This window comes from Lacticaseibacillus parahuelsenbergensis, from assembly GCF_030770265.1.
GTDB lineage: Bacteria > Bacillota > Bacilli > Lactobacillales > Lactobacillaceae > Lacticaseibacillus > Lacticaseibacillus casei.
The window spans coordinates 1,005,609-1,026,791 of sequence record NZ_CP132482.1; the positions used below are offsets into that span (position 1 = coordinate 1,005,609).

Sequence of the window (21,183 nt, forward strand, 5' to 3'; positions counted from 1 at the left end):
GAACTTCATCAATGAAGAAATTTTTGACGTTAACCTTACTGACCGGTGCGATTATGCTGTTAGCAGCGTGTGGCAAGTTGAATCTAGACAGTAATAGCAGCAGTACAGGCGGCACTAAAACAGGAAGCTACCAGACAACGGGGACAGTTGATAACAGTATGTATCAAGGGGTTATCAAGAACGGCCGTTATCAGACGAGCAGTGCACGTGGTTTGACGCTGCAGCAAAATGACCAAGGCGACAACACCTTCAATATCAAGAGTATGGAAAGTGGCTTGCAGACGTTAGCCAAGAACCAGTTCCCGACTGATAAGTATTCTTTTGAAGAAGGGCAGCTCTTGAGCACCGCCACTGCCAGAAGCTGGCTGAAACGTGAATCAAAATCCAATGCTGAAGGCCTAAATCCGCCTGATAATGGGAAAAAGGATCCTGATACCCGTAACCCGATTTATCTGCAACAAATTCTTGAACAGGATTTCATGCTGCAAGATGGCAATAGCATGAAGTTAGGCGGGATTGCGATTGCGTTAGGTATGAACAAGGTCGACTATTATACCAAGACGGAATATGGCGCCCAATATCAGACAGAAATCTCCGATGAAACCATCAAAAAGCAAGGCGAAGCGATTGCGGCAAAAGTCGTCGCCCGTTTACGCAAAATGGAAAAAGTGCCGGATGATATTCCAATTGTGGTCGGCATTTATAAAAATGCGGAACAGGATAGTCTGGTCGGCGGTGTTTATGTCGAACATGCCACCAGTAAAAACGGCACTGATATCGGTTCATGGAAGAAACTGAATCAGCAAAATGAGGTTTTGCCGGTAGTCGGCGATCACAAGGCGATTAACAGTACCGTTTCAAATGATTTTTCCAGTTTTACGAATCAGGTAAAAGGGTTCTTCCCGACATTGGCGGGGATTACCGCTCAGGCACATTATGAAGATGGCAACCTGGCTGGCCTGAATATCACCGTTAATACCCAGTTCTATGGGTTGACCGAAATTCAGAGCTTTACCCAGTATATTTCAACTGCTGCCAGCAAATACCTTCCTTCAGGCGTTCCGATTGAAATTACCATTCAAAGTACCCAAGGCATCCAGGCGTTTGTTTCGCGCAGTTCCGGTGACAAAGGCTTTTATACTCATGTATTTGGGAGTTATTGAGGCAATCTTATGGTAAACTACGAATGAAAAAGAAAATGAAAGCGGGGATTGCATGATTTCTAAAGACAGTGTTGCGCATGTGGCCGGTCTGGCCAAGCTGCAATTTTCTGAAGCTGATTTGGAGAAGTACACCGATCAACTTGCGGAGATTCTGGATATGGTCGAACAGTTGGAGCAGGTTTCGACCGAAGATGTACCGGTCACCACGCAAAGTATTCATCTGGAGAACGTAATGCGTCCGGATGTTGCCAAGCCAGCGGAACCGGTTGCCGAATTGCTCAAGAATGTTCCGACCAAGAAGGGTACCTTGATTCAAGTGCCGGCGATTATTGATAAGGAGGACGATTAACGCGTGGATTACTTTAAGACCAGTCTCGATCAGCTTCATGAACAGTTGCGTACTGGTAAGTTAACCAGTCAGCAATTAGTTGACGAGACATTAGCCGGCATTGACAAAATCGACCCGGATGTTGCGGCTTTTCTTGCCATCAATGCAGACGGAGCCAAGAAGCAGGCAGCTGCTGTGGATGCTGCCGGGATTGATGCAGGCCAACCGTTATCCGGGGTTCCGATCGCCATCAAAGACAACATCGTGACCAAGGGTGTGGTGACGACCGCAGCCTCCAAGATTCTGGCTAACTTTAATCCGATCTATAATGCAACCGTTGTCGAAAAACTCGCAGCAGCAGGTGCGATCAATGTTGGAAAAACCAATCTGGACGAGTTTGCGATGGGCTCTTCAACCGAAAACTCGGCTTTTAAGACAACCAAAAATGCGTGGGATTATACGCGCGTTCCAGGTGGTTCTTCAGGCGGTTCTGCGGCTGCTGTTGCTGCTGGTGAAGTGGTCGCTGCTTTGGGTAGTGATACCGGTGGTTCGATTCGTCAACCGGCCGCTTTTAACGGGATTGTCGGGTTCAAGCCGACATACGGCCGGGTTTCCCGGTGGGGGCTTATTGCCTTCAGCTCAAGCCTTGATCAAATTGGGACGCTGACTCGTAACGTTAAAGACGCGGCGCAGGTTCTGAATGTGATTGCCGGCCACGACGAACGGGATAGTACGACCGCTGACACGCCGGTTCCTGACTATACCGAAAAGATTGGCCAGGCGATCAAAGGTATGAAGATTGCACTGCCTAAGGAATACTTAGGTAAAGGGGTCGATCCGGCAGTTGCTGACAAGATCAAAGCGGCGGCCAAACAGCTTGAAGACTTGGGCGCCACGGTGACGGAAGTTTCACTGCCGCACACCCAATACGCTGTCCCAGCTTATTACATCATCGCCAGTTCTGAAGCTAGTTCGAACTTGCAGCGATTTGACGGAATTCGTTATGGGTTCCGCGCCAAGGACGTCCACAATATCGAAGACGTTTATGTTCGTTCCCGTTCCGAAGGCTTTGGACCAGAAGTTAAACGGCGGATTATGCTGGGCACCTTTAGTCTGTCTGCAGGCTTTTACGATGCCTACTTCAAAAAAGCCGGTCAGGTACGAACCTTGATCACCCGCGACTTTGAAAAAGTCTTCAACGATTATGATTTAATCATTGGGCCAACGACGCCAACGGTTGCCTTTAAGATTGGCGAAAAAGTTACCGATCCGGTCACGATGTACATGAATGATATTTTGACAATCCCTGTTAATTTAGCCGGGTTACCGGCGGCCTCCGTACCGGCAGGCTTTGTTGATGGGATGCCGGTTGGGTTGCAACTCATTGGCAAGCCTTTTGCCGAAAGCACGATCTTCCAAGTTGCCGCAGCTTTTGAAACGCAAAACGACTACTTAGCACAGATCCCGGGAGGCAAATAAGATGAATTTTGAAACGACAATCGGGCTTGAAGTCCACGTTGAATTAAAAACTAAGTCAAAAATGTTCTCGCCAGCACCGGTGACTTATGGTCAGGAACCTAATACCGAAACCAATGTCATTGATTGGGGCTTCCCAGGCGTCTTGCCGAGTATTAACCGCGGCGCTTACCAACTTGGCATTATGGTTGCCTTAGCACTGCATGCGGATGTGACCCGCGAGACTCATTTTGATCGGAAGAACTATTTTTATCCGGACAACCCAAAAGCGTATCAGATTACCCAAAGTGAGAAACCGCTTGGGACAAACGGTTGGGTTGAAATTGAAGTCAATGGCAAAAAGAAAAAAGTCGGCATTGCGGAACTGCACGTTGAAGAAGATGCCGGTAAAAACCAGCACGAAGATGACGGCTATTCCTATGTTGACTTGAACCGGCAAGGCACACCACTGGTCGAAATCGTCTCTAAGCCGGATATCACCAGTCCGGAAGAAGCGTATGCCTATCTTGAAACGCTTCGCCAGATTGTGCAGTTTACCGGTGCTTCCGATGTTAAAATGGAAGAAGGTTCCATGCGTGTCGACACTAACCTTTCCATTCGGCCAATCGGGCAAAAACATCTTGGCACTAAAACCGAAATCAAGAACCTGAACTCCTTTGTTCATGTTCGCGATGGGCTAGCATTTGAAGAAAAGCGCCAGCAGTCGGTGTTGCTTAGTGGTGGTGAAGTACGTCAGGAAACCCGGCGTTGGGATCCGGATGCAAAAGAGACCATTTTGATGCGGGTCAAAGAAGGAGCCGATGATTATCGGTACTTCCCGGAACCGGATTTACCGCCTGTCACGGTATCACAACAGTGGATTGACGAGGTTCAGGCATCGTTGCCGCAACCACCGGCAGAACGGCGTGAGCATTACATCCAAGACTGGGGCATTCCAGCATATGATGCCGGCGTTTTGACTCAGACCAAGGAAATGTCAGACTTCTTTGAAGCCACCGTGGCACAAGGCGCTGATGCCAAGCAGGCGTCTAACTGGCTGATGGGCGAAGTGTCCGGCTACTTGAACGCCAAGCATATGGAATTAGGCCAAGTCGCGCTGACTCCGGAGCATTTGGCAGGGATGATCAAGTTAATCGGTGACGGTACGATTTCCAGCAAGATGGCTAAGAAAGTCTTCAAAGAAATTATCCAACATGATACCGATCCTGATCATTGGGTTCGCGAAAAAGGCTTGATTCAACTGTCTGATCCGGCTAAACTAACCCCGATTATCACAGCAGTGTTGGATGATAACCAGCAAAGTATTGATGACTTTAAAGCAGGTAAGGACCGGGCAATTGGCTTTCTTGTGGGTCAGATCATGAAACAAACGCATGGTCAGGCCAATCCTAAAGTCGTCAACCAAATTCTGATGGCAGAGATCAAGAAGCGCTAATTCGTTTCAGTACTTGTGAACCATTAGCAAGTAAGCATACAATTGGTAAAGATTGACGGCGGTCCGGAGTGAATCACGGGGCCGCCGTTTTTCCGGTTTAGGCTAAGCTAAAATTTTTTGTCGCTATCAGATTTGGACATGCACCAACCGAATAAAGAGAACCCACAAGTTCGCAGCATTGCGCGTTAACTTGTGCACTGAAGGAGAGTCAATAAGCCATGAGAAAACGAGCGCGTTTGATTTACAACCCTACCTCCGGCAACGAAGGGCTAAAGCGTTTCGTTCCTGACATTTTAGATATCATGGAGCAAGCAGGTTATGAAAGCTCGACGTTTCAGACAACGCCGAAGCCTTTTTCTGCTCGCGAAGAAGCAAAACGCGCCACGGAAGCCGGTTTTGAACTGATTGTCGCGGCCGGTGGTGATGGGACGATTAATGAAGTTGTCAATGGCATCGCGCCGGCCAAGAAGCGACCGAAAATGGCGATCATTCCCGCTGGCACCACCAATGACTATGCGCGGGCACTGCGAATTTCCCGGGATAATCCGGTTGAAGCGGCGCGGGTGATTTTAAAAGGGCAGACGCTGGCGATGGACATTGGTCAGGCAAACCATCACTACTTCATGAATATCGCGGCAGGCGGCTTATTAAGTGAGCTTACCTACTCAGTGCCGTCTGAAGTTAAATCGATTTTTGGCTACTTTGCTTACGTGATCAAAGGAGCGGAAATGCTGCCGGCTGTTCGGACGATGCCGATGAAGCTGGAGTATGATGGCGGCGTTTACGAAGGCCCGGCTAGCATGTTCTTTCTTGGTTTGACAAATTCGGTTGGCGGCTTTGAACAGATTGTGCCTGACGCTGCTTTGGGTGACGGTAAATTTTCCCTGATTATCGTCAAAACGGCGAATATGGCGAATTTACTGAAGCTGATGGCGTTGGTGTTTAACGGCGGGCGGCATGTCGACGACCCGAACATTGTGTATACCAAGACCAGGAAGCTGAAAGTCAAAACCGGTGGTAATGAGACGCTTAAAATCAACTTAGATGGTGAATATGGCGGCGATGCACCGATGACATTTGTTAATTTGAAGCAACATATTGCGATGTATGCTAATCTGGATGAAATCCCGACCAAGAATCTTGGGACGGATGCGCAGAAGCAAAAGGATTACATGGCAGAAGTCGAATCGATCTCGCATCGTGATATTGATGGTGATGGTCAAATCGGCTCACAAGATGAAAAGGATGACTAATTTGGCCCAACCAGCTGTTACCAAGAATCAGGATCTGGAAGTTACCATTCAGGATCTCACTTATGAAGGCATGGGCGTCGCAAAAGTCGCTGGTTTTCCACTGTTTATCGAGGATGCTTTACCTGGCGAAAAAATGCAGGTGCACGTGCTGAAAGTTCAAAAACAATACGGCTTTGCCAAGGTGGTCAAACGTTTAACCGATTCGCCCGATCGAGTCGCGGGCGCAGACGGTGCTTATATTCGCACAGGGATTGCGCCACTGTCGATTTTGGCTTATCCGGCGCAACTGAAGTTCAAGCAGCGCCAAATCGAAGAACTTTATAAAAAAGCCCACTTAGCGATTGATGTCTTGCCGACCATTGGCATGAACCATCCGCTCGGTTACCGCAATAAAGCGCAGGTGCCGGTACGCATGGTCAACGGTGAATTGCAAACCGGTTTCTATAAAAAACACAGCCATGACCTGGTGCCAATTGAAGATTTTCTGATTCAGGATCCTAAAATTGACCACGCCATTGTGGTTGTTCGGGATCTTTTACGAAAATACAAGGTGCCAGCATATGATGAGCGGACCAACCGCGGCGTTATTCGGAACATCATGGTTCGCCGTGGTCACGCCACGCACCAGATGATGATCGTCTTGGTATCGCGCACTTGGCAGGTGCCACACCTGAAAGATATTGTCGAAGAAATTACGCTGGCACTACCGGAAGTCACAAGTGTTGTGGTGAACTTAAACGATAAGCGCACCAATGTCATCCTTGGTCGCAAATCAAAAACGATTTATGGCCAGGATTACCTTTTGGATAAACTGTTAGGCAGCGAATTTCAGATTTCGCCGGTTAGCTTTTATCAGGTGAATCCGGTTCAAACCGAAGTACTCTACACCCAAGCCATTGAAGCAGCGGGATTGACCGGTAAAGAAACTGTTATTGATGCTTATTCCGGTATCGGCACCATTTCGCTCACCATGGCGCGTCATGCCAAACACGTTTATGGCGTTGAAGTGGTTGAATCAGCGGTGCGCGATGCTCAGGCAAACGCCGCCCGCAACCATATTAAAAATGTGACGTTTGAAGTCGGTAAGGCAGAAGATGTGATTCAAAAATGGAAAGACGCTGACTTGCCTGTAGACGTCTTGATGGTTGATCCGCCGCGTAAGGGTTTGGACAAGAGCTTCATTGATGCGGTGGGTTACATGAAACCGCCAAAGATCGTTTATGTTTCCTGCAATCCTGCAACATTAGCGCGCGACTTGCAATTGTTGGCAGGATTCGGCTACACCGCCAAGCAAACTCAGCCGGTGGACATGTTTCCTCAGACGCAGCATATTGAGAGCATTACGGCTTTGACGCTCGATTAATTTCGGGTGTAAGGTTTTTTATAAAGTATTTAACGCATAAGTATTTGCGAAAGCCAATCTTAGTGACGAAAATCGTCAATCTGAGATTGGCTTTTTTAATAGTGATTGCCTTATCTTATCATTAAAAATTAAATAGTTCTAAATCAATTATTGCTTGACACCATCAGCAATGGCGCATACGCTTACACTGTCGTTAATGGCTGGGATTTGCAAATTAAATGGGAGGGGATAACAAAATATTAATAATATTTCAACTTTCGGTATAGGAATAGAAATGACTAGGAATTGCTAGTTTCCGAAAAGAATGAGCCTGTGCTTAATGATTCTCTAGACAACCGGATTTAGTGCACTGTCAAGTCTACCAGTTATTAGCGCTTGGCAGTCATCTCACCTGATAAAGAATATGATGTTAAGTATTTGTTGGGAGATTTGTGGAAGGAGAAGGACTTTCATGAAGAAGTTTGGCAAACGGGTGGCGTCCATACTTGGATGTGGCGTCTTACTTTTAGGATCAATTGGTCTATCTTCAAGTGCTTCAGTCGCTCATGCTGCTGGTGACCAACCGATTAGCGACGCGGAACTGAACCAGTACATTTCCAAGATGTCGCTTGATGAGAAAATCGGGCAGATGTTTGTTTCACGGACACCGCAAGACACAGCACAGGCGCGTGCCGATGTGGCGAAGTATCATCTTGGAGGCTTAATCGTTTATGGAGCTGATTTCACAAGTGTGGAAGGATCAACACCGGAGGCGGCACAAACAGCCTTTAAGAACAAATTGCAGAGTTTTCAAGATAGTGCCAAGTTACCGTTGCTGATTGGCGTCGATCAAGAAGGCGGCAGTGTGTCCCGATTGAGTCAGAACCCGTTGATTGCAAATGGGCGCGCTTTTCCGTCACCGCAAGCCTTATTCGCTGAAGGCGGCATGGCAAAAGTGACCCAGGAAGCGCAGCAGGTTGGTACGATACTTAAGAATTTGGGCATTAACTGGAATTATGCGCCGGTCGCTGACAGCACGGCTGATACCGATAGTTTCATTTATCCACGCACGATCGGCCAGGATTATACGGCAACAGCAGATTATATTTCACAGGTTGTTCCTGCATGGCAAAATACCGGCATTGCAGCGACGGTTAAGCATTTTCCGGGTTATGGTTCGGCAGTTGACACCCATACTGATTTTGCTGTTGTGACGAAATCGGAAGAAGCATTTGAAAAAGAGGATCTTCTGCCCTTTAAAGCAGGCATTGATGCTGGCGTTGATTCAATTATGATTGCCCATATTGTGATGCAATCCGTCGATCCGGTTTATCCAGCATCACTTTCCAAGCGTGTTGTCACTGACCTTCTGCGTGACAAACTCGGGTACAAAGGGTTGATTATTACCGATGCGCTGGGGATGGGCGCCATTACTAAATTTGCGGCCAGTCATAACAACGTTCCGGTCGATGTTCTGGCGGTAGCGGCCGGCAATGACTGCATTATGAACGATGATTATGCGACGGCGATTCCGCAGATTCACCAAGCCGTCACCAGTGGTCAGCTCTCGGAACAGGCGATCGATCAGCATGTTTTCCGGATCTTGTCATTGAAGCGCAAGTTGGGACTTTTAACTGCCGCACAACTCGAAACCAAACAGGTGCGGGTCGACAACGTGGCTTATGATCAAGCGAAAAAGACCGCAACTGTGTCGGGCACGGTCGTGGATAGTAACTGGCAAACCGGCGAGCCGCTGACAGTTAAAGACGATCAAGGGCATGTTGTCGCTACGGCTGATGTCGGGGCAGGCGGTAAATTCAACTTCACGATTCCGTTAACAGTAAAGGCGCAACAACTGACCCTGACGACCGGATTGCCGGGGATTGAAGATGCTCAGGTGACAATTGAACCGCTACAAGCCGCGAAAGTCGATAAAACCGCGCTTCAGTCACTTGTGAACCTGGGCGCCGCCTATGCCGCCAATGATTACACCAGCGATTCGTGGGGCAAATACCAAGTTGCGTTGACTGCGGCCAATCAGGTTTTGACGGACCAGGAGGCGACCCAAGCTGCGGTTGATCATGCAGCGCAAACATTGCAGAAAGCCATTACCGAGCTTGTTAAAGCTAATGTCAAAATCAATAAAGATGCTTTACAGCAATTGGTTGACCAAGTCCTGGCATACGATGCTAAGCGATACACCAACAGTACCTGGACAAAACTGGAAGCGGCATTAGCTGCGGCCAAACAGGTTCTTGCTGATAAAAATGCGACGCAACCCGTCATTGATCATGCGGTTCAAGTGCTAAAAGCGGCCGCAACCGGATTGGAAACTCAAGATAGCGAAGCCGGGCAGCAGAAGAAAGTGACCTTTACCGATAAAAAGTCGCCTAACAAAGTTCGCGGAGACAATAACGTGATGCCACGTGCAGGCGAAAAAGTGGTTAACGGACTTGTGATACTCGGTGTCGTGCTCATTTTGACCACGGTGGGTATGATTTGGTGGCGTAAAGCACGCGACTAAAATGATCAGATAGTACGGACTGCTTCTGCCAAGTTATTTGGAAGATATGTTAACAAACAAGAGGCTGGTTCATAAAGCCTAGTCACAATAAAAAAGGTGAACATACTCTGTGCAATGATGAGAGTATATTCACTTTTTATTTCCCTGAGGTAATATGATGGCGTTATTTGAGATATGAGTGCCAAGGCGGAGCAATCGTAGGCCAGATGGGGCTCAGTGGTGAAATTGTACTAGCCGGGCGATCTTCCCGGCGTAGTACAAGGCCGAGCTTAGAGACTCTGCCGGTTTTGCAGAGGCTCTAAGTCGTGCCCACCACGTTCCAGCCCCAGCTGGCCGGAGATTGCGGAGTTTGGCACGGCCGGGAACTTATTGCCTAAGATTTTTGGGCAAACCATGATAACCCCCTAAATATTTGCTCATTCGTGTTGCCATTTTCCGCTCGTTTCCATTATCATCAGTAGCAGTGACATGAAATGGGGGAGTATTGTGCAACATAAGACCTTGGCCATGAAGTGGTTGTTTTTGGGATCACTGATTACCAATACGGGTATTAGCCTGATTTGGCCGTTAACAACGATTTACATGCATGAATATTTGGGTGAGTCGCTGACCGTGGCTGGCATCGTTTTGTTTTTGAATTCGATGTTTATGGTTGTGGGCAATAGTCTCGGCGGCTGGCTGTTTGATCATTGGCAACCTTATGGCACCATTTTGGCCGGGATCGGCTTGAATCTTGGCGCAACCGCTTTGCTGATATTCTTTCATGGGTGGCCGGCATATCCGTTGCTGTTAGTCATCTCCGGTTTAGGCAGCGGGGTGACAGCCACAGCCATTAATTCTTATGCGACGCGCATTCGGGACAAGCGCCCGAGTGTTGTGTTTAATGTGCTCTATTTTACGTCAAACCTTGGCCTTGTTATCGGTACTCTGATTGTCGGCTTTGTTTTACCTTATGGCATTGCCATGGTCTTTGCGTTGGCGGCCGGTTTATTTGCCATCTTTTTGGTAGTCGCACTCTGGCACTATCGCATTGAAAAGGTGACGATCACGGCGTCAGCTAAGCAAGTGACCCAAGAAGGCCGGAATCCGGCGCGGCCGCGTCTGGTGATGTTGATGGTGACGTTATTTGTAACATGGTTGATGTACGAACAGTGGCAGAGTAACATTTCTGCCTTTATGCTAAGCGAAGGGCTCACAATTAAGGACTACAGTTTCTTATGGACTATCAACGCGTTATTGATTGTGTTGTTCCAGCCAATTTTGACAGCATTTGATCGCTGGTTGCTAAAACATATTCGGTTACGCTTGGTCGTTGGCTTTATCTTGTTTGCCGGATCGTTTTTGATTTTGTTGAATGGATCCGGTGCCTACCTGACGTTCATTGTTGCGATGGTCGTTTTGACGGTAGGAGAAGTTCTAGCGTTGCCGGCGGTTTCGACTTATGTGACGTTGTTTACGCCACTTGGGCAACAAGGCCGTTATCAAGGGCTGATTCAGGGATTTGCCTCCGCAGGCCGGGCTTTGGGACCGCTGTTGGGCGCGATGATTATTGAGGGAACTAGCAGTTATCGCCTGCTCTTCATCAGTGCGACGGGGTTGATTCTTTTGGCGGTGTTAGGCTTTGCCTTTACGGTTCGGGAGAGCATTCCTGCGCTGAATGATCCGTTGCATCCAGCAGCACACAGCAGATAGTGCTTGACAAGGTCAGTTGCCGCTTGAAATGATGAGGGTGCGATGTTTTCGGTTGCCTTTTTGAAAATGTCCGATTCATCCTGATCGGGAAGGGAGATTTTTTCTTGCGCTATCGTTTGATTTTGAGTGATATTGATGGCACGTTGCTGAATTCGCAACATCAACTGACGGCGGGGGTTAAGCAGGCAATTCAGGCTTATGTTGCTGCAGGTGGGATTTTCGTCTTGGCGTCGGCACGCCCTCCGTTGGCGATGATCGCGTTGGCCTGCCAAATGGGACTGGAAGTGCCGCTGGTCAGTCTGAACGGTGCTTTGATTGGCCAGCCAGAAGGTGAGCAACTTCGGATATTAGCGGCAACCTCCTGGCCGGAAGGGGTTGCACCCCGTGTCTATCACGCTTTATCGACGCTTCCTCTGAGTTTGAACGTGTTCAGCGGCACGCACTGGTATGTTGCTGCTTTTGACAAATGGACCGATCAGGAAGCCGCAATCACTGATATAATGCCGACAACCGCACCGATACGGGACATGTTGCGTGATAACTTATCGGTGCAGAAAATGCTATGCATGGGCGATCCTGCTATGGTAGACCGCGCCGAGAAAATCATTTTGGCGCATCCGGAATGGCAGCTGGTTGCCAGCCGGTCGAAGGCAACTTATCTGGAAATTGTGCGGCATGGCGTTTCGAAAAAATCGGCGTTGCAAACCCTGAGCTCATTGTATAACGTTCCGATACCGGAGACGATGGCGCTGGGCGATGGTGAAAATGATCTTCCTATGTTGCAGGCCGCTGGGTTAGGCGTGACCTTAGACAATGCCTTGCCACAAGTGTCAAGTGTGATTAAAACAGTTGTACCTGATAATGATCACGATGGCGCCGCCGTTGCAATTCAGCGCTACGCCATGGGTGAAGCGCAATAAAAATCCCCTCAACTTCGGAAGTCATGAAGTTGAAGGGATTTTCATTTGAAACAGTTTCAAATGAAATTAATCTAATCTCTCAAATCACTCACGGCCTGAACCAGCCCCTGCTTTTGCGCTTCCGAGATGACCGGATACTTGAGTGGCAAGGCGGTCACTTCGCGATTGATAATCTGCGAAACGGCTAGGCGCGAGTACCATTTGTCATCAGACGGAATAATGTACCACGGATTTTTCTTGGTGGCAGTGTGCTGAATGGCTTCTTGGTAAGCCTTTTGATAGTCGTCCCAGTAGCGGCGCTCGCGAATATCAGCCAGTGAGAACTTCCAGTTTTTCTCCGGAATTTCGATGCGTTTAAGGAAACGGTCTTTTTGCTCGGCTTTGGAAATATGCAGGAAAAACTTTAAAAGTAGAATGCCGTTGCGGCGAGCGTATGCTTCAAGGGCCTTAATGTCATTGAAGCGTTCTGTCCACAAGTCGTCATGCACATCGGAAACCGAATCGATACCGGGAAGATTTTCTTTCAGTAGTAGTTCTGGGTGAACTCGATCGACGAGCACCTCTTCATACTGCGATCGATTGAAGACGGTTAATTCGCCGCCAGCCGGGAAGGCGTTGTGAATCCGCCACAAAAAATCATGGCTTAATTCCAATTCAGTAGGCACCTTGAACGACACAACCGTTGTTCCTTGGGGATTAATTCCGGACATCACGTGCTCAATCATGCTGTCTTTTCCCGCTGCATCCATCCCTTGAAAAATAATGAGAACGCTGTATTGCTTCTGCGCGGCTAGATGTTCTTGCACCTTCGACAGTGTCTTGATGTTATGCTCGATATCTTCCTTGATTTTGTCCTTTTTGTTCTTAAATTCATCTGGTGGTGCCGTGGCGAATGCCTTAATGTCAAACGTGCCAGTTCCGTCGAAACGGTATTTTTCTAATGTCATTTAATCACCCTCACTATTTGCTTATTTTCAACATAGTGGTTCCAAGCGTGATGTGCAAGTGATTGACGCTCCTTGTGTTTAAACCTATGCTAAACTTACGATCAAGAAACGAGGGGATTTCAATGGCTTTACCACGGATTCAGGATGATTTGTACATGGCGGTTAACGGCGCGTGGCAGGAGAAAACGCAGATTCCACCGGATAAGAGCGTTGTTAGTGCGGATAGTGATTTATCGGACGAAATTCGCACGAAACTGGTGGCCGATTTAAGAAAGATGGCGTTGACAGAAAGTGACACTGTGTCACCACTGCGATATGCCGCCCGGTTATTCGCAAAGGCTGATGACAAAGCCAAGCGGCAGCAGTTGGGGATTGATCCTGTGCGCACGCGCGTCCAGACACTGGTAAAGCTTAAAACCTTAGATCAGTTTCGGGCAGCGATGCCGACGCTGATAGCTGCGCAATACGTGTTGCCGGTGACGTCGTATGTCGATGCCGATATGCATGATGCTGAGCACAATATTTTAAATCTGAGTGGTCCGGATACAATTTTGCCTGATGCTGCGATGTATCGTAATGGTGATGCGGAAAACGCCGCTGATCTAGCAGCCTGGTCGAAAATGGCGACGGCCATGTTGGCAGCTGCAGGTTTCAGTGAAAGTGACCAAAAAGATTATGTTGAAGCGGCTAAGCGGTTTGACCGACGCTTGGCAGCGGATGTGCCGGATAATGTTGATTTGGCCGTGGATAGTACCTTTGACAATCCGATGACGTGGCAAGCATTTGAGGAAGCTGCCGGATTCTTGGGTATCCCCCAAGTCTTTGCCGATTTAATGCCGCAAACGCAGACCAAGGTTAATGCCGTGGTCCCGAATTACGTGCCGAACCTACCAACACTTATCACGGCCGACAATTATCCCGAGTGGCATGCGTGGATGGTGATCAACGAATTGTTGTCTTGCGCAACTTACCTAAGCGATGATCTACGGCAGCTCGCCGGACAATACGACCGTTTCTTGGCGGGGCAGCCGGAGCCGTCATCATGGACCAAGCATGCTTTTGGCATTGCCAACGAATATTTTGACGATGTGATCGGTCAATATTACGGTCAAACTTATTTTGGTGCCGATGCAAAGGCAGATATCACCGCGATAGTCGAACAGATTCTTGCGCAGTACCGCGTTCAACTCGAGAACAATACCTGGCTGAGTTCGACGACCAAGCAAAAAGCGATCCGCAAGTTGGCCACCATGAAGGTGAAGATGGGATACCCCGATCAGCTCTTTTCACTGTATGACCACTTGACGGTAGATGCCGATGACGATTTACTGACAGCCATTCTTAAGTTAAGCAGCCAGACGCAGCAATTTTGGTTTAAGCAAGTAGGCCAGCCGGTAGATCGCAATGAGTGGAACATGCCGGGCCACTTGGTGAATGCCAGTTATGACCCATTGAAAAATGACATCACATTTCCGGCTGGGATTCTGCAGCCGCCTTATTACGCGCTTAATTGGACAAAGGCACAGAATCTTGGCGGTACTGGCGTGACCATTGGCCATGAAATTTCACATTCATTTGATAATAATGGGGCGTTGTATGATGAACACGGGAATTTGCACAACTGGTGGACGCCGGCCGATAAGCAGGCTTTCAATCAACTGGTTGAAGCGATGGCGGCGCAATTTGATGGGCTCACTTACGAAGGCGTTAAAGTCAACGGGACGCTGACAGTGAGTGAAAACATGGCGGATAACGCAGGAATGGATGTCGCGTTGGCTTTGCTTGGCGAACATCCTGACGCCAAGGATCTGCAGGCATTTTTCACGACTTACGCCCGTTCATGGGCCACGAAAATGCGGCCGGAGCGAGTTAAAACGCTGTTACGTCAGGATGTCCATGCGCCGGCTGCGTTACGCGTGAATGTGCCAGTCCAGAACTTTCCGGCATGGTACCAGGCTTTTCAGGTACAACCGCAAGATGGGATGTATCGGCAGCCGCAGAAGCGATTGACGATTTGGCATCGTTAATTTTTAAACGAAAGTGTTTTAAATGAAACATAATTGACAAAAAGGCCGGTTCTCATTACTAATGACAAGAGCCGGCCTTTTTTCTATGTGTCAGGAATTGCATGATGATAATGCAGCCATCCGGTTTCCCGTTCACCGATCTGGTCATATAGATGCTGGGCGCCTAGGTTGCTGGTGTGGGTCTGCCAGTTGGCACTCGCAAAGCCCTCATCGGCTGCCAGCTCAAATGCTGCGGCCATGAGTTGCCGCGCCAGTCCGCGTCGCCGAAACTCGGGTGCAACATAGACGTCGTTGATGATGAGCACCGGTTTTAACGTTCGCGTATCAAAGCTGCGATATAAAATGGCAAAACCAGCCAACTGCTCATTGTGTTCTGCGACTAACAAATAACCAAGCCCAGGGTCGTTACGCAAACGTTCGAGATGTGCGGCCATTGCCGGTGAATCGATCGTTAGCGGTACTGGGCTGTCGTGATAATAGCCTTGGATAAGCGGTAATAGATGCGGGATATCTTTTGGCATTGCGCGTCGTGTCGCCATAACGGGCATCCTCCTCGTTTAAAAATATGGCATTATCAGATTTCCTATTGATGAAATTGCTAAAGAGGTATTGTGGCATTTTTTTCTTAAACACAAGCATATGTGACGGTTGCGGTTACCGATCATTACTGCCGATCTTCCGTTGCCATCGAGAAAACCGCGACACAACCGAAACCGGTGTGGCTGGCAATTGTCGGCCCGATGTTGCCGATTTGCAGTGGCGTTTGTGGCGAGGCTTCATGAAGCCGATCTTTAATAAAGTTAGCTGCCTCCTGATCACCGGACGTGGAAATGATGACGCGGTGCTGCGGATTTTCCTGAATAGCTTTTAAGGTTTCGTTAGCCAAGTCGATGAGTGAACGTTTGCGGGCGCGAACTTTTCGAACGACGCGTAGCTTTCCTTCAGTGTCAACATCCATCACCGGCTTGATATTCAACATAGTGCCCAGCGCCGCTGACGTTCGGGAAACCCGGCCGCCATGATAAAGAAAATCAAGCTTGTCAACTGTGAACCACATCCGATAGTCAAGTCGGTGATCGGTTAGCCATTTTGCTAATTCATCGATCGGCATGCCGGCATCGCGTTTATCAATGGCATCAAGGACAAACTGGCCTTCACCGGCACACGCGGCCAAAGTGTCAACCAAGTAAATCTGGGCGTCCGGATACTTTTCCAGCAGCATAGCGCGAGCTTGGGTGGCTGAGTTAAATGTACCGCTCAGGCCGCTGGAAAACCCGATGTAAAGAATGGGTGTTTTTGCCTTGACGTAAGGCGTGAAAAAGTCAACAAATTGGCCGACGTTAACCTGCGTGGTGGTCGGCATGACATTCTGCTTTAGCTGCTGATAAAAGGCGTTGATATCATAATGATCCTCACCAAGATCGTCTTCGTATTCCACACCATCAATCGTAAAGTGCATCGAAACGAAATCGACGTGATGATCATGCAATGTCTGATAAGGAAGATCACAACAAGAATCGGTTAAGAGTTGATACATGGACTCACCTCAAAATACCCGACAAATAACGGGTTTATTTAAATCAATACTACGCTGTTTGACCTGGTTGCGAAAGTGAAGGGGCTGTTACCAACATAACGTAGGTCAAAGTGGTTAAAAATTCGGGGTGCTCTGATGGGCGTTAAATTTACCCAGAACTAAAAAGTCGAAGGGCAACTTGTGCGATTCGACTTAAAAGACTCAATTTTCTTTCGTATCAGACGTTTGGTTAAACAACTTGCCTAACGCCGGCAAAGTGCCTAATGAATCAATAGCCGTGCTTGGCAAAACAACCGTGTTGGCCGTGCCTTTAGCCAAAGCTTCGATGGCTTCAACATTTTTATACTTCAAATATAAGTCGCCATTGTCGATCAACCCGGCATTGATTGAGTTGATTTGATCCTTAACAGCAGCAGCGATTAACCGTTGACTTTCCGCGTGACCTTGAGCTTGGAGAATCTGCGTTTGCTTATTGGCTTCGGCTTCCAAAATGGCTGCCTGCTTTTCACCTTCAGCTTTGGCAATAGCTGCTTGTTTGTGGCCTTCCGCTTCCATGATGTTGGCTTCCTTTTCCCGTGAAGCCCGGAGTAGTTTGTTCATGGAATCCTGAATCGTGGCATCTACCTGAATGGAATCAATGTTGACCCGGTCGACATTCAAGCCATAACCGGCAGTTGTTTCGGCAATTTGCTGGAACAAGGTTTGGTTGATGGTTTCGGTGCCGTTTAAAACATCGTTCAGATCCATATTACCGATAATCCCACGCAAATTGGCCCGGGTATCCTGAACCATTGAAAGGACGGAATCTTTGTTTTGGTAAACATAAGCGTTGACGTCGGTAATGTGATACTTAAGCGTTTCAGAAATCCGCACGACAACGTTATCCTTTGTGATGACTTCCTGCTCGTCAACTTTTAACGGAATCTGCTTCATGTTGACAATTTCGGTGATGCGATAGATAAACGGCGGTACCACATGAAAACCAGGCTGCAACGTTGCCACATACTTACCAAGTCGCTCGACGATGCCAACTTCACCAGTATGGATAATGGCAACGCTGGTGAAAAGCACAGCGATGACAATGACTAAAACAATCACTGCGATTGAAATAAGAACAACATTCATATCCAAGACCCCCCATGAGTCAAAACTGCTCTAAGGCTTAATATTTTAAGCGATGTTCCGGTTTAACGACGCCGAGGAACAAAGGTGAAACCGCATTCACGACAACCAAATCGCCAGCCGCAGCATCATCATTGACGCGATAATGATAATGAATGCCATAAAGCGTTATCTCGCCTTGTCGCGCCGAGGTTGGCAAAATAAAGGTGGTTCCTAAAAGCCGATCATCAAGCATTGGCGTCGCTCCTTTCCAAATGTATCCAGATTAATAATGGCGGCTGACCCTAACCATTATCATCACAAGCTAATTCTAAAGCACGGTTAGTGGAAAGACAATCAGGACGGCTCAGCGACAGTAAGCTTTATGGTGAGGATTGTTGCGATATTGATAAAGCGCTGAATCGGGGTTTTAGCATGCGCCGTAAAATACCGGATTACCGTAGTAAAAATTGCATTTTGTATGTTCATTGGCAAGAATTTTCTAACCCTATTATCCGAAAAACGTTTGACTTTGTTACAATAGGACCAATCAACGCGACCGTTTGCCTTTAAAAAGGGGTGCGGCGATAAGGGAGGATTTTTTTGCGAAGTCGGCGGGTCATTTATGCAGATACTTATCGCCATCGGTGGCATCGGTGGTTATTCGTCGCCGGTGGCATACTGGTTGTCTTGTTGCTGGTAGGATGGTGGTTGCAGCGCAATCCGCGACCGGATCCGTCAACATACCCCATTTTGGGCGTGCGGTTGGACCAGACAGACGGTGTTCAGGATTTTGATCGTTTACGCGCCAGTAAAGTCAGCTTTGTTTATCTCAAAGCGACGGAAGGCAGCAGCTATTTTGATGACAATTTCAATACGAATTTTAACCAGGCGGCCGGCAGTCGGTTAAGCATTGGCGTCTATCACGTTTTCAGTTTTGAAACCACGCCACAAGCACAGGCGCTTCAATTCGAGCGAAAAGTCGGATCAAATATTGGCGATCTTCCCATCGGCATTTATTTAAGTTATTACAGTGAGCGAAAGCCAAGTACTGCATGGCTGACTCAGCATTTGAACGCGTTTATAACGACCATTCAGCAGCAATATCATCGGCCGGTATTATTGATGGGGAGCCCGGATATTTTGGGAAAAGTCAAAACGGTTGTACCTCAAGCACCACGGTGGTTCGTGAGCGACAAACAGCCGGCGCAAAAGGGCAACTTTTGGCAATATACTGCAGGTGCCCGTATCCCCAACGGACCGCAAGCAACTTATCGCGCTGCCGTATTTATGGGAAAGCGAAGTAGCTTCTTGCGGCTGGCGCAATAGGCGCACAATTGCGCAATCATCCTGGCCATTCGCAAAACGAGCTGATCTAACAAAACTGTTCGTTAAATGTTCGCCGAAACTATCCTCGATTGTGGCATATTGGGCCATACTAATAGCGAGGTGAACAGGATGAAAAAAGTACTGATCGGCCTGGTCGTGCTGGTTGTACTCGTTTTTGGCGGTTTAAAGATTTTTGAAATCACCAATTATGGCGGCACCACGTACTACACAAAAATTACCAACACTGGTCAGCGAGTCACCAATCGTGATAATGAAGGCAACAAGCACACGATTTATGCTTACGATCTGCCTGGCTTTGACGAGCGAGGCGGCTTACAACAGTTGAAGTTTAATGCGAATCGAGATCGTCCGTTAAGAAAAAATGCGTTTCTGAAAGTCACCTATAATGATAAAAAAGGCGTCACCAGTTGGGAAAGCATCTCACGTTCACAGGTTCCCAAAGCAGCGTTGGCCAAGCTTGAGTAGGCCATCATAAAAAAACAGCAAAAAGTGCCGGTCCGCAATGGATCGGCACTTTTTTTGCTATTAGCGTAAGTCGGCTTCTGCACTGATGAATAGCTGATGCTTGTCACGCACTTGGAATAATAATGGCATAGGTGGCGTCTTCGGCTTCGTCATAAATGGTCTGTGGGCCATTGTCGTCTGCTGTGATGACCAGTTTGTACCCATAATGATCAAGAAATGTCAGCTCGTTAATGGTAATTCCAACCACTTGTCCTGGCAGGATTTTATTGTCGATTGCGATCTGCAGCTGCGGTGAGATCGCTAGCGAGTGGGTCTTGTTGGTCTGTTCATCAAGAAAAGCAAAGCTTCCCGTGAAGTTCTTTGCCAATGCCATTGCCGGATTCGGTGCTTTGCCCTTATCCTTGTGATGATGACCGCGGTGCGCGAGTGCATATTTCAACCCGCGTAAAAAACTCGCCATGTTTTCGACCTCCCATTTTTATCTATGCTTAGTCTACCATGAGATTTTTATTTAGTGGTTACAGTGGTGCTGTTTTTCTGTTACTGGGCTGTTACAATAATCATGAACGGTTCTAATGGCCTTTAATTTAGGCCATGGTTGAATCAAAAAAGAACGTGCACAGTTGCGTGTGAATGCAGCTGTGATCATGTTTGAAGGAGGACTTGCCATGTTGAAACTCGGCGTGATCGGAACAGGATGGATCACCAAGCAATTCGTGGCTGCAGCAAAGGCCACCAATGCCTTTGAGCTGACGGCAGTTTATTCGCGACACGAAGAAAGTGCTCAGTCATTCATCGACCAGACGGCACCTGCAACGGCGTATACGAAGATGGACGATTTTCTGGGCAGCGATGTGGACGTGGTGTATATTGCCAGTCCTAATAGTCTGCACGCCTCGCAAGCGTTGGCGGCACTGGATGCCGATAAGCACGTGATTGTTGAAAAGCCATTGGTCGCAACAGCCATGGAATTTGAGAAATTAGATGAAGCGTTGCGCAAAAAGCCACAACTGTATCTTTTTGAAGCTGCGCGCCATGTGTATGAGCATAATTTCCAGGTTGTCAATGACTTCACCCACCGCCAGCAAATCGATGGCGCAACCCTCACGTATATGAAGTATTCGTCCAAATATGATGCTTTTTTGGCTGGCAAATTACCGAATGTTTTCAACCCCGAGTTCGCAGGCGGTGCCTTAATGGATCTGGGCATTTATCTGGTTTACGATGCCGTTGCGTGGTTCGGGGTTCCTGACAATGCCGTTTACCTGCCGCATTTTCTTAAAAGCGGCGTTGATGGCGATGGTGTAGCACGGTTGGATTATGGTGACTTTTCTGTTACATTAATCACCGGCAAAACGACCAATAGTTCGCTGCCATCAGAAATTTATTCCGGCAGGCAGACCCTGACGATGGATAATGCAGCGGAACTTGAGACGATCAAACTTGATGATCAGGTTTTAAGCACCGAAAAGCTGGCTAACCCAATGGAAGCGGAAGCGGCTTACTTTGCCAAGGCAATTACCGGTCAGGATCGGAATGCCTTTGATAAAGCTTGGCAACTCGCCAAGGAAGTACACCAAGTTATGTCGATTCTGCGGACTTCCGCTAATCTGGACTTTTAGT

General features: G+C 48.0%; 19 protein-coding genes. 13 read left to right on the forward strand and 6 right to left on the reverse strand.

Annotation, left to right across the window (positions count from 1 at the left end; all coding sequences use genetic code 11):
* Window positions 1-11: 11 nt before the first annotated feature.
* From LACPH_RS04880 to LACPH_RS04920, 9 genes are all read left to right on the forward strand, one after another.
* Window positions 12-1,163 (forward strand): CamS family sex pheromone protein, encoded by a 1,152-nt coding sequence (locus LACPH_RS04880; protein ID WP_025012942.1) that lies wholly within the window; start codon window positions 12-14, stop codon window positions 1,161-1,163.
* A gap of 52 nt (window positions 1,164-1,215) precedes the next feature.
* Window positions 1,216-1,512 carry an Asp-tRNA(Asn)/Glu-tRNA(Gln) amidotransferase subunit GatC gene (gene gatC / locus LACPH_RS04885; RefSeq protein WP_087911900.1) on the forward strand — a complete coding sequence of 99 codons (297 nt, stop codon included), beginning with the start codon at window positions 1,216-1,218 and terminating at the stop codon, window positions 1,510-1,512.
* Window positions 1,513-1,515: 3 nt separating this feature from the next.
* The gene (gatA, locus tag LACPH_RS04890; protein WP_274784663.1) at window positions 1,516-2,970 is read left to right on the forward strand and encodes an Asp-tRNA(Asn)/Glu-tRNA(Gln) amidotransferase subunit GatA; all 1,455 of its coding nucleotides are present in this window, start codon (window positions 1,516-1,518) and stop codon (window positions 2,968-2,970) included.
* A gap of 1 nt (window position 2,971) precedes the next feature.
* Entirely contained in the window at window positions 2,972-4,402 is a 1,431-nt protein-coding gene (gene gatB, locus LACPH_RS04895; RefSeq protein WP_217774580.1) for an Asp-tRNA(Asn)/Glu-tRNA(Gln) amidotransferase subunit GatB, read from the forward strand.
* 218 nt (window positions 4,403-4,620) lie between these two features.
* Window positions 4,621-5,655, forward strand: a complete 1,035-nt coding sequence (locus LACPH_RS04900) for a diacylglycerol kinase (protein ID WP_274784665.1) — start codon at window positions 4,621-4,623, stop codon at window positions 5,653-5,655.
* Window positions 5,648-7,018: a 23S rRNA (uracil(1939)-C(5))-methyltransferase RlmD gene (gene rlmD, locus LACPH_RS04905; protein WP_306387350.1), complete on the forward strand. Its 1,371-nt coding sequence runs from the start codon at window positions 5,648-5,650 to the stop codon at window positions 7,016-7,018. The genes LACPH_RS04900 and rlmD overlap by 8 nt, the downstream gene beginning before the upstream one ends.
* Window positions 7,019-7,469: 451 nt before the next feature.
* Window positions 7,470-9,521, forward strand: a complete 2,052-nt coding sequence (locus LACPH_RS04910) for a glycoside hydrolase family 3 N-terminal domain-containing protein (protein WP_306387352.1) — start codon at window positions 7,470-7,472, stop codon at window positions 9,519-9,521.
* A gap of 468 nt (window positions 9,522-9,989) precedes the next feature.
* Window positions 9,990-11,213 (forward strand): MDR family MFS transporter, encoded by a 1,224-nt coding sequence (locus LACPH_RS04915; protein ID WP_306387354.1) that lies wholly within the window; start codon window positions 9,990-9,992, stop codon window positions 11,211-11,213.
* 104 nt (window positions 11,214-11,317) lie between these two features.
* Entirely contained in the window at window positions 11,318-12,133 is an 816-nt protein-coding gene (locus LACPH_RS04920; protein WP_274784669.1) for a Cof-type HAD-IIB family hydrolase, read from the forward strand.
* Window positions 12,134-12,204: 71 nt separating this feature from the next.
* Here LACPH_RS04920 and LACPH_RS04925 read toward each other — a convergent pair whose 3' ends face one another.
* Entirely contained in the window at window positions 12,205-13,080 is an 876-nt protein-coding gene (locus LACPH_RS04925; protein ID WP_274784670.1) for a PPK2 family polyphosphate kinase, read from the reverse strand.
* A gap of 122 nt (window positions 13,081-13,202) precedes the next feature.
* On the opposite strand from LACPH_RS04925, the gene LACPH_RS04930 reads away from it, so the two are divergent.
* Entirely contained in the window at window positions 13,203-15,107 is a 1,905-nt protein-coding gene (locus LACPH_RS04930; protein WP_274784671.1) for a M13 family metallopeptidase, read from the forward strand.
* 83 nt (window positions 15,108-15,190) lie between these two features.
* Here the strand turns inward: LACPH_RS04930 and LACPH_RS04935 are convergent, their stop codons facing one another.
* The 4 genes from LACPH_RS04935 to LACPH_RS04950 all read right to left on the reverse strand — a co-directional run bounded on the left by LACPH_RS04935 (window position 15,191) and on the right by LACPH_RS04950 (window position 18,001).
* The gene (locus LACPH_RS04935) at window positions 15,191-15,646 is read right to left on the reverse strand and encodes a GNAT family N-acetyltransferase (RefSeq protein WP_306387358.1); all 456 of its coding nucleotides are present in this window, start codon (window positions 15,644-15,646) and stop codon (window positions 15,191-15,193) included.
* A gap of 125 nt (window positions 15,647-15,771) precedes the next feature.
* On the reverse strand, window positions 15,772-16,644 hold the full coding sequence (locus tag LACPH_RS04940; RefSeq protein WP_274784673.1) for a DegV family protein: 873 nt from the start codon (window positions 16,642-16,644) through the stop codon (window positions 15,772-15,774).
* Window positions 16,645-16,845: 201 nt separating this feature from the next.
* A complete protein-coding gene (locus LACPH_RS04945; protein ID WP_274784674.1) occupies window positions 16,846-17,769 on the reverse strand; it encodes an SPFH domain-containing protein in 924 nt (307 codons plus the stop codon).
* A 37-nt stretch (window positions 17,770-17,806) separates the two neighbouring features.
* Entirely contained in the window at window positions 17,807-18,001 is a 195-nt protein-coding gene (locus LACPH_RS04950; RefSeq protein ID WP_025012952.1) for a hypothetical protein, read from the reverse strand.
* Window positions 18,002-18,348: 347 nt separating this feature from the next.
* On the opposite strand from LACPH_RS04950, the gene LACPH_RS04955 reads away from it, so the two are divergent.
* Window positions 18,349-19,074 carry a GH25 family lysozyme gene (locus tag LACPH_RS04955; protein ID WP_274784675.1) on the forward strand — a complete coding sequence of 242 codons (726 nt, stop codon included), beginning with the start codon at window positions 18,349-18,351 and terminating at the stop codon, window positions 19,072-19,074.
* A gap of 129 nt (window positions 19,075-19,203) precedes the next feature.
* Window positions 19,204-19,560, forward strand: a complete 357-nt coding sequence (locus tag LACPH_RS04960) for a YxeA family protein (RefSeq protein WP_049173017.1) — start codon at window positions 19,204-19,206, stop codon at window positions 19,558-19,560.
* A 103-nt stretch (window positions 19,561-19,663) separates the two neighbouring features.
* Here the strand turns inward: LACPH_RS04960 and LACPH_RS04965 are convergent, their stop codons facing one another.
* Window positions 19,664-20,020 (reverse strand): DUF4828 domain-containing protein, encoded by a 357-nt coding sequence (locus LACPH_RS04965; protein ID WP_010489127.1) that lies wholly within the window; start codon window positions 20,018-20,020, stop codon window positions 19,664-19,666.
* Window positions 20,021-20,228: 208 nt separating this feature from the next.
* Here LACPH_RS04965 and LACPH_RS04970 point away from each other — a divergent pair, with 208 nt between their 5' ends.
* On the forward strand, window positions 20,229-21,182 hold the full coding sequence (locus LACPH_RS04970) for a Gfo/Idh/MocA family protein (protein ID WP_010489126.1): 954 nt from the start codon (window positions 20,229-20,231) through the stop codon (window positions 21,180-21,182).
* Window position 21,183: the final 1 nt, after the last annotated feature.

What these genes read in the sequence shown, in the direction of transcription:
- LACPH_RS04965 (WP_010489127.1), bottom strand. Translation starts at nt 20,020, where the DNA reads ATGGCGAGTTTTTTACGCGGGTTGAAATATGCACTCGCGCACCGCGGT.
- LACPH_RS04940 (WP_274784673.1), bottom strand. Translation starts at nt 16,644, where the DNA reads ATGTATCAACTCTTAACCGATTCTTGTTGTGATCTTCCTTATCAGACA.
- gatC (WP_087911900.1), top strand. Translation starts at nt 1,216, where the DNA reads ATGATTTCTAAAGACAGTGTTGCGCATGTGGCCGGTCTGGCCAAGCTG.
- LACPH_RS04925 (WP_274784670.1), bottom strand. Translation starts at nt 13,080, where the DNA reads ATGACATTAGAAAAATACCGTTTCGACGGAACTGGCACGTTTGACATT.
- LACPH_RS04900 (WP_274784665.1), top strand. Translation starts at nt 4,621, where the DNA reads ATGAGAAAACGAGCGCGTTTGATTTACAACCCTACCTCCGGCAACGAA.
- LACPH_RS04930 (WP_274784671.1), top strand. Translation starts at nt 13,203, where the DNA reads ATGGCTTTACCACGGATTCAGGATGATTTGTACATGGCGGTTAACGGC.
- LACPH_RS04970 (WP_010489126.1), top strand. Translation starts at nt 20,229, where the DNA reads ATGTTGAAACTCGGCGTGATCGGAACAGGATGGATCACCAAGCAATTC.
- LACPH_RS04950 (WP_025012952.1), bottom strand. Translation starts at nt 18,001, where the DNA reads ATGCTTGATGATCGGCTTTTAGGAACCACCTTTATTTTGCCAACCTCG.
- LACPH_RS04935 (WP_306387358.1), bottom strand. Translation starts at nt 15,646, where the DNA reads ATGGCGACACGACGCGCAATGCCAAAAGATATCCCGCATCTATTACCG.
- LACPH_RS04915 (WP_306387354.1), top strand. Translation starts at nt 9,990, where the DNA reads ATGAAATGGGGGAGTATTGTGCAACATAAGACCTTGGCCATGAAGTGG.
- rlmD (WP_306387350.1), top strand. Translation starts at nt 5,648, where the DNA reads ATGACTAATTTGGCCCAACCAGCTGTTACCAAGAATCAGGATCTGGAA.
- gatB (WP_217774580.1), top strand. Translation starts at nt 2,972, where the DNA reads ATGAATTTTGAAACGACAATCGGGCTTGAAGTCCACGTTGAATTAAAA.
- LACPH_RS04910 (WP_306387352.1), top strand. Translation starts at nt 7,470, where the DNA reads ATGAAGAAGTTTGGCAAACGGGTGGCGTCCATACTTGGATGTGGCGTC.
- LACPH_RS04945 (WP_274784674.1), bottom strand. Translation starts at nt 17,769, where the DNA reads ATGAATGTTGTTCTTATTTCAATCGCAGTGATTGTTTTAGTCATTGTC.
- LACPH_RS04960 (WP_049173017.1), top strand. Translation starts at nt 19,204, where the DNA reads ATGAAAAAAGTACTGATCGGCCTGGTCGTGCTGGTTGTACTCGTTTTT.
- LACPH_RS04880 (WP_025012942.1), top strand. Translation starts at nt 12, where the DNA reads ATGAAGAAATTTTTGACGTTAACCTTACTGACCGGTGCGATTATGCTG.